Annotated in this window: 13 protein-coding genes; all 13 read left to right on the forward strand. The window is 55.0% G+C overall.

The window, feature by feature from the left end:
* Positions 1–286: 286 nt before the first annotated feature.
* The 13 genes from CMN55_RS01785 (at position 287) to CMN55_RS01845 (ending at position 15,624) form a co-directional block, all read left to right on the forward strand.
* Positions 287–985 carry a GntR family transcriptional regulator gene (locus CMN55_RS01785; RefSeq protein ID WP_293947821.1) on the forward strand — a complete coding sequence of 233 codons (699 nt, stop codon included), beginning with the start codon at positions 287–289 and terminating at the stop codon, positions 983–985.
* A gap of 10 nt (positions 986–995) precedes the next feature.
* Positions 996–2,282: a CaiB/BaiF CoA transferase family protein gene (locus CMN55_RS01790; protein WP_293947822.1), complete on the forward strand. Its 1,287-nt coding sequence runs from the start codon at positions 996–998 to the stop codon at positions 2,280–2,282.
* Between the two features lie 2 nt (positions 2,283–2,284).
* Positions 2,285–3,838 (forward strand): acyl-CoA carboxylase subunit beta, encoded by a 1,554-nt coding sequence (locus tag CMN55_RS01795; RefSeq protein WP_293947823.1) that lies wholly within the window; start codon positions 2,285–2,287, stop codon positions 3,836–3,838.
* A gap of 25 nt (positions 3,839–3,863) precedes the next feature.
* Complete coding sequence (locus CMN55_RS01800) at positions 3,864–4,085, forward strand: acyl-CoA carboxylase biotin carboxyl carrier protein subunit (protein WP_293947824.1); 222 nt, start codon at positions 3,864–3,866, stop codon at positions 4,083–4,085.
* Positions 4,067–5,677: an acyl-CoA carboxylase subunit beta gene (locus tag CMN55_RS01805; RefSeq protein WP_293947825.1), complete on the forward strand. Its 1,611-nt coding sequence runs from the start codon at positions 4,067–4,069 to the stop codon at positions 5,675–5,677. Before CMN55_RS01800 ends, CMN55_RS01805 begins: the two co-directional genes overlap by 19 nt.
* A gap of 71 nt (positions 5,678–5,748) precedes the next feature.
* A complete protein-coding gene (locus CMN55_RS01810; RefSeq protein WP_293947826.1) occupies positions 5,749–6,729 on the forward strand; it encodes a TAXI family TRAP transporter solute-binding subunit in 981 nt (326 codons plus the stop codon).
* 177 nt (positions 6,730–6,906) lie between these two features.
* The gene (locus CMN55_RS01815) at positions 6,907–8,901 is read left to right on the forward strand and encodes a TRAP transporter permease (protein ID WP_293947827.1); all 1,995 of its coding nucleotides are present in this window, start codon (positions 6,907–6,909) and stop codon (positions 8,899–8,901) included.
* Between the two features lie 39 nt (positions 8,902–8,940).
* A complete protein-coding gene (locus CMN55_RS01820) occupies positions 8,941–10,296 on the forward strand; it encodes an acetyl-CoA carboxylase biotin carboxylase subunit (RefSeq protein WP_293947828.1) in 1,356 nt (451 codons plus the stop codon).
* Positions 10,297–10,653: 357 nt separating this feature from the next.
* On the forward strand, positions 10,654–11,868 hold the full coding sequence (locus CMN55_RS01825; protein ID WP_293947829.1) for a CaiB/BaiF CoA transferase family protein: 1,215 nt from the start codon (positions 10,654–10,656) through the stop codon (positions 11,866–11,868).
* Positions 11,869–11,873: 5 nt separating this feature from the next.
* Positions 11,874–12,575 (forward strand): enoyl-CoA hydratase/isomerase family protein, encoded by a 702-nt coding sequence (locus CMN55_RS01830; RefSeq protein ID WP_293947830.1) that lies wholly within the window; start codon positions 11,874–11,876, stop codon positions 12,573–12,575.
* A gap of 39 nt (positions 12,576–12,614) precedes the next feature.
* A complete protein-coding gene (locus CMN55_RS01835; RefSeq protein ID WP_293947831.1) occupies positions 12,615–13,703 on the forward strand; it encodes an aromatic ring-hydroxylating dioxygenase subunit alpha in 1,089 nt (362 codons plus the stop codon).
* Between the two features lie 132 nt (positions 13,704–13,835).
* Positions 13,836–14,900, forward strand: coding sequence for a C4-dicarboxylate TRAP transporter substrate-binding protein (locus CMN55_RS01840; RefSeq protein ID WP_293947832.1), 1,065 nt, complete (start codon positions 13,836–13,838; stop codon positions 14,898–14,900).
* A gap of 199 nt (positions 14,901–15,099) precedes the next feature.
* A complete protein-coding gene (locus CMN55_RS01845; protein ID WP_293947833.1) occupies positions 15,100–15,624 on the forward strand; it encodes a TRAP transporter small permease in 525 nt (174 codons plus the stop codon).
* The last annotated feature ends 1 nt before the right edge of the window (position 15,625 follow it).

Below are 15,625 nucleotides of genomic sequence, written 5' to 3' on the forward strand. Positions count from 1 at the left end.
TGGCGCCTAAGTGCTTGCCGTCGGAACGGAGGCTTGTCGCGTATTAGGTGACCGTTTTTCCTTCGAGCGTGGATTGCCGTTCGCTGTCCGCCTCTTGTTGCAAAAATCCTTATATTCTGAACGGGAGAATCAAAGGGTCTGACGGTTTTCAAAAATCAAGATCGTATAAGATAATGTAAAATATGATAAAATTACATATCCAAAATTAAATCAAAATTGCAGAATATATTGTTGACAATATTATCGGCAATTTATATCGTTTTTTCAACAGGGAGAAATAGCCAGCATGAGCGGCAATAATATAACCAAGCTATCGACAGGTGTATCCGGCGTAAAAACCACCGTTTCCGATACGGATCGGCTGGTTGCAGAATTGCGTCGGCGTATTGTGAATAACCAGATGCCGCCCGGGTCCCGTCTCAGGGAATATGAGCTTGCCGAGGAATTCAATGTCTCCCGTTCCCGTGTCCGCGATGCTTTCGGGGTTCTGGAAGAACGCGGTCTGATTGAGCGCATCCCCAACAAGGGCGCGGTTGTCATGCGTCTGGAGGCGGACAGTTTTCTTGAGCTGTTCGACCTGCGTGAGGTTCTAGAAGGGCTGATGGTTCGTCTCGCGACGGAAAATGCGGCGCCGGAATATTGGGATGAACTGATTGACCTGTTTGGCCCTGAACTTGCCCAAGCGGTTGAGAAGAATGATTTTAATGCATATCTCGCTGCCATCGCCAAATTTCGCCAGACCTGCATAAATGCGGCGGGCAGCACCATGCTGGCCGGTGTTCTCGATGATCTATACGACCGAGTTCTTGCAATGACGCGTCGGCTGATGCTGGTGCCGGGACGGGCAAGTGAAGGGTTTCGCCAACACCAGGAAATCCTGCAGGCAATGAAGGCCGGTGATGTCGTTCTTGCCGAAGAGCTCAAGCGCGCGAATATCCGCAGCGCTCGCAGCTGGTTCATGAAATACAGCGATTTCCTGTTGTGAAAGTGCGGTGATGATGAGCAGCAACGCAGAAAGAGGAACAAGGTCGGGGCCGCTCGCGGGAATGCGGGTGATCGAGCTTGGATCGACGGTTGCCGGTCCCTTTTGCGCGCGGCTGATGGCCGACTTCGGCGCCGATGTCATCAAGGTCGAGCAGCCTGAAGGGGATGCCGTCCGTTCCATGGGATCGCGGCGCAACGGTCATTCCCTCTACGCCGCTTCCATTCTTCGCAACAAGCGACTTGTTTCCATCGACATGCGAGAGGAGGAGGGACGCGCGTTGGCCCGCCGACTTTGCGCAGGCGCCGATATTATTGTTGAAAATTTTCGCCCCGGCACACTGGAGCGCTGGGGGCTGGGGTATGATGATCTGAAGGTGGAAAATCCGGGCCTGATCCTTGTCCGTATCAGTGGCTTCGGGCAAACCGGTCCCTATAGTGATCGCGGCGGCTATGGCGTTGTTGGGGAGGCGGTCAGCGGTCTGCGTGAAATTACCGGCGATCCCGACCGGCCGCCCCCGCGCGTCGCTACATCATTGACCGATTACATCACCGGCCTTTATGCGGCTTTTGGTGCGATGATGGCCGTGATTGACCGGCAGAAAACGGGCAAGGGGCAGGTGATAGATGCCTGTCTTTATGAGTCCGCCTTCAGCTTCATGGAGCCGCACGTCCCGGCCTATCAGCAGCTTGGCATTGTCGCCAAGCGCGCGGGGTCGCGTCTCCCAGGCAATACTCCGAATTCCATATATCCGACGCTGGATGGCCGCTTCATTGTCATTGCGGCGGCGTCCGATCCGGTGTTTATCCGCCTCGCCACGGCTGTCGGTCGGCCGGAACTGGCGGATGATCCGCGTTTTAAAACAGCAATCGCCCGGGCCCGGAATGAAGATGAGTGTGACCGCCTTGTCAGTGATTGGACAGCGACCTTGCCGGTCGCGGAAATTGAAGAGAGGCTGCTGGAGGCGAAGGTTCCCGCGTCCCGCATCTTCACAATGGAAGATATTTTCTCCGACCCGCAATTTCAGGATCGCGACATGCTGGTTAATATCACTGATCCATATCTTGGCGAGGTGACTCTGCCGGGGCTGGTGCCGAAGCTTTCTGAAAATCCGGGCCATATCTGGCGGGCGGGCGGTGAGCTCGGGGAAGATACAGAGGCTGTCCTCAAGGATGAGCTTCGGCTCTCGGCCGATGACATTGAAAAGCTGTTCCGAAACAGGACCGTTCGAGGAAGCGGCCCTGTTGTGGGAGAGATGGAAAAGAATGACAAGACGCGGCAGAACGGGCTGACGAAATGAATATGGAACAAAAAACCGAAACGCTGGAAGAACGTATTGATCTGTTGCGGCAGCGCGAAGCCCAGGCGCGCCAAATGGGGGGCGAAGAGAAAATTGCCCGCCGGGACGCCGCCGGGCTGATGAATGCCCGTAGCCGCATTGACGCCCTTCTTGATGCGGGCAGTTTTTCGGAAACCGGTTTGCTTGGTGTTTCCACCTTCTCCGATGCGGATCGGAAAACGACGCCGGGCGATGGCAAGGTCGCCGGTTTCGGGCTGATTGATGGTCGTATGATCGGCATTGTCTCCAATGATTTTACGGTCAAGGGTGCTTCGTCGAGCCTGACGAACATGAAAAAAATCGGCCATGTCAAACGGACCGCAACGGATCGCGGCTTTCCGCTGGTATTTCTTGGCGAATCCTCAGGGGCGCGGATGCCAGACAATATGGGCGCCGAAGGAATGGGCACCATGCTCGGCAATGACCCGCATCAATATGTGCGGGAGAGGGAAACTCCGTGGGTTTCCGCAATTCTGGGACAGTGTTTCGGATCTTCCGCCTGGTATGCCTGCCTCTCCGACTTTGTTGTCATGCGAAAAGGCGCCATCATGGCGGTTGCGAGCCCGGCGCTCGCCTCCCTTGCGATTGGCCAGAAAGTGGAACCGGAAGATCTCGGTGGCTGGAAGCTGCATAGTGAGGAGACCGGCCTCATTGATCGGGTCGCTGAAACGGATGAGGAGGCGCTTGCCGAAATCCGGCAGTTTCTTTCCTATATGCCCTCCCACAACGCGGAGACGCCGCCGGTTGCCGACGTCCCCGCTGGTAGTGACGAGGCGGCGGAGAAGATACTCCAGATCCTGCCTGATAGCCGCAAACGGGGCTATGACGTGCGCAAGATTATCGAATGTATTGTCGATCAGGGAAGCTTCTTCGAAATGAAACCCCGGTTTGGTCGCCCGGGCGTGACCGGGCTTGCCCGACTGGAGGGGCAGGTTGTCGGCATTGTCGCCAATAACCCCATCGTCAAGGCAGGCGCTCTGGATGTCGCAAGCTGCGAGAAAATCACGCGTTTTCTGATAATGTGCGATTCGTTCAACATCCCGATTATCATGCTGGTGGATACGCCGGGCTTTGTGATCGGCATTGAGGGGGAGCGTAAAAAGGCCCCCGGCAAGATCATGAACTTCATGGTCGCTTTGCAGATGTGCACGGTGCCGAAGCTTTCCGTCATCATGCGCAAGAGTTACGGACAGGCTTACCTCAATATGGGCGGCGGGCGAAATTCCGACTCTGTCGCCGTCTGGCCGACAGCCGAAGTCAGCTTTATGGACCCGCAATATGCCACCGATGTGGTGACTTGGGGGAAAGAGGCAAGCGAAGAGGAAACCAGAGACATCCGGGAAGAGATGGAACGCAACAGCAGCTATCTCGGACTGGCAGAAATCTTTGCAGCTCAAAGTGTTATTGCGCCGCAGGACACCCGCAGATACCTTGTCGAGGAACTTAATGTTCAGAAGCTGCGACGTAGCCGCGGAATTGGCCGTCACAGGCTGGCCAACTGGCCGACAACCTATTGAATGCGAAATCTGGAGAAACGCAATAATGACAACGACAAATGTTACTTCTGAAGTCATCGGTTCCGTCTGGAAGGTGGAGATGAATGTGGGCGATACGGTGCAGACCGGCGACGTCATCATGATCCTGGAATCGATGAAAATGGAAATTCCCGTAGAAGCGCCGACAGATGGCAAGATTGCCGACATTCTGGTGAAGCCGGAAGACTCGGTGGATGAGGATCAAATCTTATGCACAATAGAGAGCTGAACACCGAAAAATCTGATTCTGACGGCGGGGCGGAAGCCCCGCTGCATGAGGAGTTACGCTTTCGCCGTCTGGCCGCCCTTGAAATGGGGGGCAAGGAGGCGGTAGATCGCCAACATGCTGCAAGCCGACTCACTGTCCGCGAGCGGTTATCGAAGCTGATAGACGTTAAGAGCTTTCGGGAAATAGGCACTCTCGCCGGTTCTGGCGAATATGATGAAAACAACAAGCTGGTCAAGGTTACCTCGGCTCCGTATGTCGCGGGCCTCGCCCGGATAAATGGACGGCCTGTCGCCATCGGCGGTGAGGATTTCACTGTCCGCGGCGGCACCACATTCGGTTCTGCCCGTCGCAAGGGCGGGCAGGGCGGATTTATCGAAGACCTCGCCCATTATTATAAAATTCCCCTGGTCAATCTGATTGATGGCGCTGGGGGAACGGTGACCTCTGCCAAGCGGCGCGGCTATGTCGCGTTTCCGGGCGTTCATGGATTTGAACGGTCAGTTCAGCTTCTGGGAGAGGTGCCTGTCGTCTCCGCTGTGCTCGGGACTGCTGCGGGGGGGCCAGCGGGACGCGCAATTCTGTCGCATTTTTCAGTCATGGTTCGCGGAACGAGCCAGGTCTTCGCGGCGGGGCCACCGGTTGTGAAGCGATCACTTGGCCGGGATATTGAAAAAGAAGAGCTGGGCGGCGCGGCCGTTGCCGTGGACAAGGCGGGCACCATCCATAATGCCGCCGACAGCGAAGAGGACGCTTTCGAGCAGATGGCGCGTTTCCTGAGCTATCTGCCGCAAAATGTCTGGGAAATGCCGCCGGTCACCGAATGTGACGATCCGGTTGATCGATGCGAGAATGAACTTCGCACCATTGTGCCCGAAAGGCGAACCCAGCCCTACAGCATGCACCGGTTGATCGAGCTGGTTGTTGATAAGGGATCGGTCTTTGAAATCCAGCCGACATATGGAAAAGCGGTGATTACGTCGCTGGCGCGGCTGGATGGCCGTCCCGTCGGGATCATTGCCAATAATCCGAAATTTTACTCCGGCGCCATGGATGCCAATTCCGCGCGCAAGCAGATCCATTTCATGGAACTGTGCGATACCTTTCATATTCCGCTCGTCTTTCTAGTGGATGTGCCGGGTTTCATGGTTGGTCTGAAAGCGGAGCAGGAAGCAACGTTACGCGAAGGCATGCGGGCCGTCTATGTGGCGGGACAGCTTTCCGTGCCGACGCTGACACTGGTGATCCGCAAATGCTACGGCATGGCGGGCATGGCGACCTGTAACAAGAATGATATTGATCTCAAGCTGAGCTGGCCGACGGGGGAATGGGGATCATTGCCGGTGGAAGGCGGCGTCGCGGCGGCGTTCCGCCGGGAAATCGCCAATGCACCGGATCCCAAGGCCAGAGAAAAGGAACTGGAAGAAGAGCTGAATGCCTATTCTTCGCCGTTCCGAACAGCGGAAGCCTTCGCGGTCGAGGAAATCATCGACCCGAGTGAGACCCGTCCAATTCTTTGCGAATTCGTTGAACTGGCCGAGGGGCGGCTCCGGGTCAATCTGGGGCCTAAGGGGAAAGCGGGTGTTTCACCCTGACAATTGCTTCGACATCTATGGCTTTGGGAGAATGCCGGAGGAGCAAATCAATTCTAATGGGGAGATAAACTATGAAAATACGTACAAGTTTGATTGCGCTATGTGTCTCATTTGTCATGGCGGGCGGCGTACAGGCCGCTGACCGGATTGCTTTCGGCACAACCGCGCTTAAATCCGTTCATTACACCTATGCCGCGGCGGCGGCGAAGGCAATCAATGAAAAATCCGCAGATAAGGTGGACATCACCGTCATTTCTACCGGCGGCGCCGTTGATAACCTCAACCGTATTGGTCAGGGGCAGATCAATATGGGGCTTGGCACCTATGCGACGATCTATCAGGCCTATAAAGGGCTCGGCAAGTTTGAGGGCAAGGCCATGCCGAAACTGCGCGGGCTGTGGCTGCATTCCCCGGCATTGCAGGCATGGGTCGTGAGGGAGGATTCCGGTGTTAAGACAGTCAATGATCTGAACGGGAAGCAGTTTATCCCCGGTCAGCGCGGCTCTGCGACCGAACAGCTTGTCATCCAGATGCTGGAAGCCATTGATGTGAAACCGGACCTTTATCGGGCAAGCCTCAGCGATGCGACAGCGGCGGTGAAGGATAATCGGGCAATTGGCTATGCCAAGGCGGGCGGTACGGCCGTTCTTGACGGGACGACGCTGGAGCTGATGGCCTTTACGCCCATCCGTCTCTTGAGCTTCACGGATGAGGAAGTTGCAAAGGTGAAGGAAAAATTCCCCTTCATCAGCTTCCAGAAATATAAGGATAAGGAAGTGCAGGATTTCCCGGCCTTCACCTCTCCGGTTCAGGTTATTGGCCAGTTTGCCCTGTCGGACAGCCTGACGGACGAGCAGGTGATCGCCATCCTCGAAGGTGTGGTGGATAATCCGGAGCCGCAGGTCGCCGCCTTTCCGTCATTTGGCAAGCTGGATGTGATGCAGGATTCTGTCAATCTGATCAGTATTCCTCTGCATAGCGGAGCGGTAAAATTTTACCGCTCTCGCGGTATTGATGTCCCGGACCGTCTTATCCCGCCAGAAATGAAGTAACCAAAGGCTATCCGCAGATGGGTCGGAGGCAGCCGCCACCAGCCCATCTGCGGGGGTGCCTCATTGCAGTATATCGGCCGGAGGTTGGGCTGCCAGGGATGACTTCGTTGTCAGGTGATCGCTGTTTACCAGGCGCCTTCCCATACGAAGCTCATAAAATCAAAAGGGAGCAGTGGGATGAGCTTGGGAGAAGCATTTAAGGAAATTGAGAGTGACCAGGATCAGGGGCTTGACGATCTGCCCAGGATCTATCGTCCTTTGATGTGGATTTTGTGCAGCGGGCTTGTTCTGTTTCATATATATACGGCCGGGTTTGGTCAGATGCCGCCGTTATCTCAACGTACGGTGCATGTTGGTCTTGGGCTGATGATCGTTTTTCTGGGATTTTCCCGGCTTTATTTCGACAAGGGCAGGCAAGGGCGGGTAAAGCTTGTCATAGATGCCGTCTGTGCGATCCTGGCCCTGATCACAACTGCTTATATTCTGATGGAGGAACAGCGGATTACCGAATCTTTCGGGATCGTTGTGTCGCCAACTGAGCTTGTTTTCGGCTCTGTGCTGACCATCCTGTTGATGATTGCGGCCTGGCGCACGACGGGGCCGGCCTTGCCCATTCTGGCGTTGCTGATGCTGTCCTACACTTTGTTCGGGCAGTATATTCCCGGCACCTGGGGGCATCCGGGATTTGCGTTCAAATATCTTCTTGAGCATCTCTATCTGGGGACCGAAGGCATCTGGGGGACAGTGACCGGGCTATCTGCAAACCTGATTGCGATTTTCATTATTTTTGGCGCCTTTCTGATGGCCACGGGCACGGCGCAGACATTTATGGATCTGGCCCTGCTGGTGGCGGGGCGCTTTCCCGGTGGGGCGGCGAAGGTGGCGACAATTTCAAGTGCGATGTTCGGTATGTTGAACGGCGCCGCAGTCGCCAATGTGGCCAGCACCGGAGCCTTTACAATCCCTGCGATGAAGCGCCTTGGCTATAAATCGAAATTCGCGGCGGCGGTAGAGGCAACGGCGTCCTCAGGCGGGCAGATCACGCCGCCCATCATGGGCGCCGGTGCCTTTGTCATGGCCGAGCTGCTATCCGTGCCGTATCTAGACATTGTTTATGCGGCAGCCATTCCAGCGCTGCTTTTCTATGTCTGTGTCTGGATGTCTGTCGATGTAGAGGCGCGACGTGAAAATATGCGGGCCTTCAATGCGGCGGAACTGCCGACCCGGCAGCAAGTGTTGACAATCCCCCGTATGGGATCGCTGGTGCTGACACTTGGTGTGCTGCTGGGCAGTATGTTTATGGGCTATACCCCGACACTTGCCGCTTTCTACGCCATTTGTACAAATGTTGTCGTTTACCTGCTGATTGGCCTGTTTCAGACAAAGGACGTCCTGATACGGCTGGACAATCTGCAAAAGGGTGTGATTTCGGCCGCATTCGGGATTACCGGAATACTGGCGCTGCTGGTGACTTCGCAGATAGCCCTGTCCCTGATTGGTCTGACAGGTGCGGGGATCAAGCTGTCGGAGATGATTGTCAATCTGGGGGGCGGGGACCTTCTCATCGGTGTTCTGCTGGCCATGGGTGTTGCTTTGATCCTCGGCATGGGAATGCCGACAACGGCGGCCTATCTGCTGGCGGCTGCTGTGGCGGCGCCCGCCTTGATCAGCCTTGGGATTGAGCCGTTGATCGCGCATTTTGTTGTTTTTTATTCGGCACTTCTATCCGCTCTGACACCGCCCGTCTGTACAGCAGTCTTTACGGCGGCGGTGATCGCCAAGACAGATTGGTGGTCCGTCTCGCTTGTTTCCATCCGTCTTGCTCTTATGAAATATATGATGCCGTTATTCTTCGTTTTCCGCCCCGCAGTCCTGCTGGAGGCGGAACCGGCGGACATAATCTGGTCGCTCGTGATGGGATTTGTGGCATCGATGTTGATGGCCATAGGAGGCGGTCGTTTCTATCGGCAGAAAATTTCTTTGCCCTTTGCCGGTTTCCTTGTAGTTCTGGGTGGATTGGTTGCCGCTAATCAATGGTGGCTGGACCTGATCGCTATTTTGGTTCTTGTAACACTTATCTTTGTTCATCGACGGGCAGAAGCCGTCCGGGCAAAGGCCAAGGCAGACGCATTTTCACCTGCAGGCGGTTCGGTATCCGGCAACCGGAGTTGATCTTTTCATCAATGCAGGAAAACAAGGAAGAAAAATAAAATGAAGTCTGTTGAAAAGCTGTTGATTGCCAATCGCGGAGAAATCGCCTGCCGGATCATTCGGACATGCCGAATTATGGGAATACCTACCGTCGCCGTCTATTCAGAGGCGGACAGGGAAGCCTTGCATGTCCGCAGCGCCGATGAAGCCTATGAAATTGGGCCCGCGCCGGTCAAGGAAAGCTATCTCAGGATCGAAGCGATTTTGAATGTCATGAAGAAGAGTGGCGCCAATGCCGTGCATCCGGGCTATGGCCTGCTTTCTGAAAATGCCGGTTTCGCGCGGGCGGTGCAGGCGGCTGGACATATCTGGATTGGTCCTGCTCCAGACACGATTGATGCCATGGGGGATAAAGAACGGGCGCGTGAGCTTGCCATCCGGCTTGGTGTGCCGGTGGCGCCCGGCAGTGCCCGCTTCAAGCCCGGTGAGACAATTGATAAAGCAGCCGTCACCCGTGAGATCGGCTACCCGCTTCTGGTGAAGGCCGCGGCCGGTGGTGGGGGCATCGGCATGCGGATCGTCAATGATGAAAATGCTCTGGAAAACCAGATCGAAACGACGCAAAAGCTGGCAGAGCGCACCTTTGGCGACCCGTCGGTCTTTATGGAAAGATACGTCGCCAATGCCCGGCATGTGGAGTTGCAGGTTTTCGGCTTTGGCAATGGGGAGGGTATTCATCTTTTTGATCGTGATTGCAGCATCCAGCGTCGCTTCCAGAAGATAATTGAAGAGGCGCCCGCGCCCGCGCTATCGGACGAAATCCGCCAGAATATGCGCGAAGCGGCTCTCAAGCTGATCCGCCATCAGTCGTATCTTGGGGCGGGGACGGTCGAGTTTATCTATGACTGTGACCGGAACGAGTTTTACTTTCTTGAAATGAACACCCGCATTCAGGTGGAACATGCCGTTACCGAAATGGTGACGGGCGTCGATCTGGTGAAATGCCAGATCGAGGCCGCAACTGGAAACTTCAACAGTGCCCAACAGGAAGGCTTTGCGCTGACCGGACATGCCATCGAGTGCCGTATTTATGCGGAACGGCCCGAGAAGAAATTCATGCCGTCTCCCGGAACCCTCAAAACGCTGCGGTTTCCGGCCCCTGATGACAGCCTACGGATTGATACCGGCGTTGCGGAAGGGGACAAGATTACCCCCTACTATGATCCGATGATCGCAAAAATCATCAGCTATGGCGACAATCGCGACGCTGCAATCGCGAGAATGCGCAAGGCGTTGCAGGAGATGGAGATCGACGGGCCGGGAAATAATGTGGCCTTTTTACTGGATGTTCTGGGCGATCCTGATTTTGCCGCGGTTAATATCACAACCAGCTATGTGGAGAAGCGGCACGCCTGATCTGACGGTCGCATTTTGATGTCTCTATTCATTAAATCGGTTTGAAATATTGAACAAGGCGTCTTCGGGCGCCTTGTTTGCTTGTGTCTAAAGCTGCTGCCCGTAACCTCGGATATTTTGATCCAATTAAATCCGCACGCCGAACCATGCGGGTGACTTTCTCACGTCGTTCGCAAATATTGCTTCCTTTTCCAATCAGTTTTACCGCGTAGCCGCTTGATGCCTGAAATCCGGCGTTATCATGGGGCAGCTTTTTATATATTAGAACTTTTTGAAGCCTGTTGACTCCAATGCATATTGAATTTATCATAAATTCAAATTGAAGAAGAGCGCTGCGCTCGCAACAGGTGAGACTGCATGAATTACCAACAACAAGAAATGCATGAAGCCCAGATGGATGAGAGTGTCCCACTGGCGGGGGTTCGGGTTCTGGAATTCGGGCATTTTGCTGCTGGACCATTCGCAACCATGCTGCTTGCGGACTGGGGGGCGGATGTCGTCAAGGTGGAACCCCCGGGCGGAGAGCCGATGCGTCACTGGCCGCCGGTGGTTGGCGACAGCGGGGCGAGTGAGGGCTTTGGAATGAATTTTGCGGTCCTCAATCGTAATAAACGCTGTATCAACCTGGATTTGAAAACCCCGGAAGGGCTGGGGCAGGCGAAAGATCTCTGCCGGGGGGCGGATATTATTCTTGAAAATTTCCGCCCGGGCGTCCTTGAAGGTCTGGGGCTTGGGTATGAGGAAGTATTGAAGCTGAACCCCAAGGTGGTCTATTGCTCACTGACCGGTTATGGCCAGACGGGGCCGCTGCGGGATAAGGGAGCCTTTGACGTCGCCATTCAGGCTGTCAGCGGCGTGATGAGCGTAACTGGTGAGGAAAACGGGCCGCCCGTCAAATGTGGTGTGGCCCTGGCTGATTATGGGACGGGTGTTTTTGCGGCGCTTTCCTGTGTCACGGCACTCCGCCGGGCGGAGCGGACAGGAAAGCCGGGCCGTATTGATGTTTCCATGCTGTCCTGCATGCTGTCGCTCGCCAATCTGCAAACCAGTGAATATTGGGGCCGGGGAACAGTGCCCAAGCGTCTGGGGTCCCGCCATCCGAAGGCATCCCCCTATCAGGCCTATCTGGCGGCGGACGGCAAGTGGTTCATTCTCGCTGCGGGGAGCGATCGCCTCTGGCATCGCGTTTGCGATGTCATCGGGGCACCGGAACTGGTGGAGGATCCGAGATTTAAGACGGCAGGCACCAGAGCCGAGAACCAGGTGGAGCTTGAGGGGGTGCTTGCGGGCATATTCTCCGAAAGCTCCGCCTCGGTTTGGCTGCAAAAATTCGATGCGGCTCAGGTGCCGGCGGCGCCAATCAATGATTATGCGGAAGCGCTCGCCTCAGAGCATGTGCAGGCCACAAACCTTGTTCATAAAATGACCTTGCCGGATGGCGGTCAGGTGCCGACGGTCGGTAATCCGGTTTCTCTCAGCAATTACGATTTCCATATCTTCCACGATCCGGCAGGGGCGGGGATGCAGGTTGGGGATGTCGTGGCGGAATGGATCGGAAAGGGCGGCCGGTGAGTGCTATGGCGTCAGATACGGTTCAGGTGGAATGGCGGGAGGAAGGCGTCAAATGCCTCTATCTCAATCGGCCAGACATTGCCAACGCCATCAACCAAGATTTGGTCGCCGATCTGGCCCGTGAGATTGTCAAAAGTTATAATGATGAAACAAAATTGCTGGTGATCCGGGGGCGGGGGCGCCACTTTTGTTCCGGTTTCGACCGTTCCATGATGGCACAGGCGCGCAGAGAAGATCATGGCCTGCTGGGTATGGAGATTGAGGCAATGCTGCAAACCGTCGCCAGCGCGCCTTTCGTGACGCTTGCCTATGTAGAGGGCGGGGCCATTGGCGCAGGCGCGGATTTGGTTGTCGCGTGCGATTATCGCACCGCGGCCAGAGATGCCAAATTCGCCTTCCCGGGTTTTAATCTCATGGGCGTCTCGCTTGGCAATAGCCGCCTGTCCCAACGGATCGGCCCGGATGAGGCGATGAAGATGATCCTGCAATCGCGGCGCATCGGCGCGGAGGAGGCATGCCGCCTCGGACTCGTCACGCAGATTCTTGATACGGCAGAGGCGGAGTTGTTCATAGACGAACTCGCAGCTTCGGTGGCGGCAATACCGAAAGCGGTTGTGAAACAAATCAAACAGTCAGTTCAACAGGGAAATAGCAGATCATTCTCAACCGGCGGCTGGCCGGGAGATGGTCGAACTTTCGTGACCTGAATGGTCACTGAATAAAAGCCATAGGAGGAGGCAGTTACAATGAGTGCGCGCGAACCAAAGGCAGTGGATATCATGATCCTCAACGCATGGTACAAGGTCGGCTTTTCCGAAGACTTCAAGGCCGAAGTGCTGCAACGCCATGTGATTTGCGAAAAGGTTCTGGTGTTCTGGAGGACGGCGGAGGGCGAGGTGGTTGGCTTTGATGATCGCTGCTGCCACAAGCGCATGCCGATCTCGGCGGGTCGCTTTCTTGAAGGGGGGCTTGTGGAATGCCCCTATCATGGCCTTGCCTTCAATTCCGAAGGGCAGTGTGTGAAAGTTCCTTCCGCGCCCGGTGCGCCAATCCCGAAACGGGCGCGATTATTGCCTTATAAGGTGATCGAGCAGGATGGCGTTGTCTGGGTCTGGCCGGGCGATGCAGAAAAAATCGGAGATATCCGTCCTCCGGCCACGCCTGAAATCGTATCTCCCGACTGGGAACGGATTACGGGGGAACTGCATATCAAGGGCAATTCAATTTTGATGATCGAAAATGCGCTGGATATCACGCATTTCTATCCGCTGCATGGCAACACAATAGGTCAGAGCGCCGACAGCAATATCGAGTTTGATATGACAACTGGAGAGACCCGTGGATGCGAGAGTGTGACGGTGACGCGACAGGTGGATGATTATCCGCAGTCCGACGACTTTGCCGATATTCTCACCCACAAGATGGCGGACAGCTACAGCATCCAGACCATGGTGGGGCCGGGCATCATCATTGCGGGAAGAACGCTTTGGCCCGCAGGGGGCAGGAAAGACAACAAAGACCCCAAATGCCTGAAAAACTATCATTTCCTGACGCCTATCGACCGGCGTTCACATAAATATACCTATGTTGTCAACATGCCGAAAGGGCAGATGAGCGGACGGGATCCGTCGGTCAGGGCGGTGGACCGGGCGAAGGAATTGCTTAGTGTCGTTTTTGCGGAAGACATCTGGGCCATAGAAATGCAGCAGGAGATGTGCGAGCTGCCGGATGGTGACTATCGTGAGGTTTTGCTGAAATCGGACCTGCCGCTCGCGCAGGGACGTAAAATACTCGATGCGATGTATCAGAAAGAAATAGGCGAGCATTCAATATAAACAAAAACGGCCTCGTTGGGAGGTGGCTCACAGCATCGGGTGCGGGCCCTGTTCTAACTGTGCAGGGTGACGGATCAGGGGACCGGTGCGTGGTCATAGAGATAAAGCGATAAAAAAGATTGGGAGAGACATATGCAGAATAAATTGGCGTCAAATTTTGGCCGTCTTGCGGGCGCGGCGGCTATTGCATTTTCGGTGATGTTTTCCGCCGCCTCCGCGGAGGATTACCCAAAAATGAATATGAAAGTCGCCCATGCTCTGCCGGAGACCTATGTCTGGTCGGAGCAGGTGGATAAATGGTTCTTCAGCGAGCTTGAAAAACGCACCAACGGGCAGGTCACTGCCCAGATTTTCTGGAATGGATCACTGGTCGGGCCGAAACAGGTATTTGATGCCGTGGGCAGTGGCGCCGTGCCGATGGGAGCGGATGCGCAAGGCTATTACCCGGCGGCGCTTCCCCTCAATACCATGCCGAACTCCCTGTTGGGGACATTGACCTATGCAAATTCGAAGCAGGCGTCTACCCTGACACGGGAAGTTTTCGAAAAATTTCCGGAAATGCAGGAGGAATGGAAGGCACTTGGTATCTGGCCGCTCTATTTCAATGCTGTGCCAAGCTTCCGGGTCGCCTGTACCGAACCGGTGGCCAAGGTGGCAGATCTGAAGGGCAAGAAAATCCGTCAGTTCAGCGCCTATCATCCGAAAGTTTGGGAGGCAGTCGATGCTGTCGGAGTGACGGTTCTGCCCGCGGAAATTTATGAAGGATTGCAGCGGGGAAGAATTGACTGCGTTTTCTATAACTATTCGGCGATCGTCAGCCAAAAAATGTATGAGCAGGCCAAATATGTAAGCAAAGCGAGCTTTGGTGCGGGTTCCACCTGGCCTCTGGTCATAAATTATGATCTCTACTTCAACAAATGGCCTGAAAGCCTGCGGAATGTCGTTGCGGAACTGGCTAAGGAGGCGGAGCAGAGAAGCGTCGAGGTTGCCGAAAGGGAAGAGGTCAAGGCACTTGAAGCCATGAAGGAGCGGAATGTCAATCTAGTTGAGTTTTCCGATGAGGAACAGGCCAAGCTGGAAGAAATGCTCCCGGATTTCATTGACATCTGGGTTGAACAGCAAAAGGGAACCGATCGCTACGAAGTCGCCCAGCGGGTCGGTGAATATATTAAAAAGCGCTCGGAAGAGCTGAAATAAAATATCCTGTTTGCCAATCAGGCAGAGGAGCGCCGATGGAGGGAATGTTCCCGGGTTCCGTCCGTCGGCCGTTTTCCTGCGGCCAAAAAGATAGGCAACCAGGGCGTGACGTTTGCAATACGCGACTACGCAATCAATCGGGGCAAATGGCGGGTTGTGAAGCCCTGTTCGTATAAGGTGTTCAAAAGCGGAAGTAGAGATGAAAAACGGATATGGCAATCTGCTGTGGAGTGCGCTGATCATTTCCGGGCTTTGTATGTTCCTCATGCTCTCTGTCAGTACGGCCGATGTTCTCGCCTATCTGCTGATCGGCAGACCCTTTCCCGGAGCCAATGAGATTGTTGAGATTGCGCTGGCGGTCTGTGTTGCCATGGCAATCGTTTATGCACATTATTCACGCAGTCATGTGCAGGTGGATATCATTTCGGAGAGATTTTCACCAAGCTTGCAGCGGATCATGAAGATCATGACCTTCGCCTTATCTACGCTCTGCACCGGATTTCTGGCCTATGGCAGCTGGCTTTTGGCGCTGACCAGCCTGCAGGAAAAAGAAACGGCCATCACGCTTCACAGTTTTCCGATTTATCCCTGGAAGCTCTTGTTTGCGATTGGCCTGACCCTGGCGGCAATTGAAGTATTCAGGCAGTTTATTCTCGCCTGTCTCGGGCGGCCGCACTGGCTGGGTGGTCGCATGAAACCCTCAATGGATGAGGGGGAAAGCTGAC

Source organism: Sneathiella sp. (assembly GCF_002694385.1).
Lineage (GTDB): Bacteria > Pseudomonadota > Alphaproteobacteria > Sneathiellales > Sneathiellaceae > Sneathiella.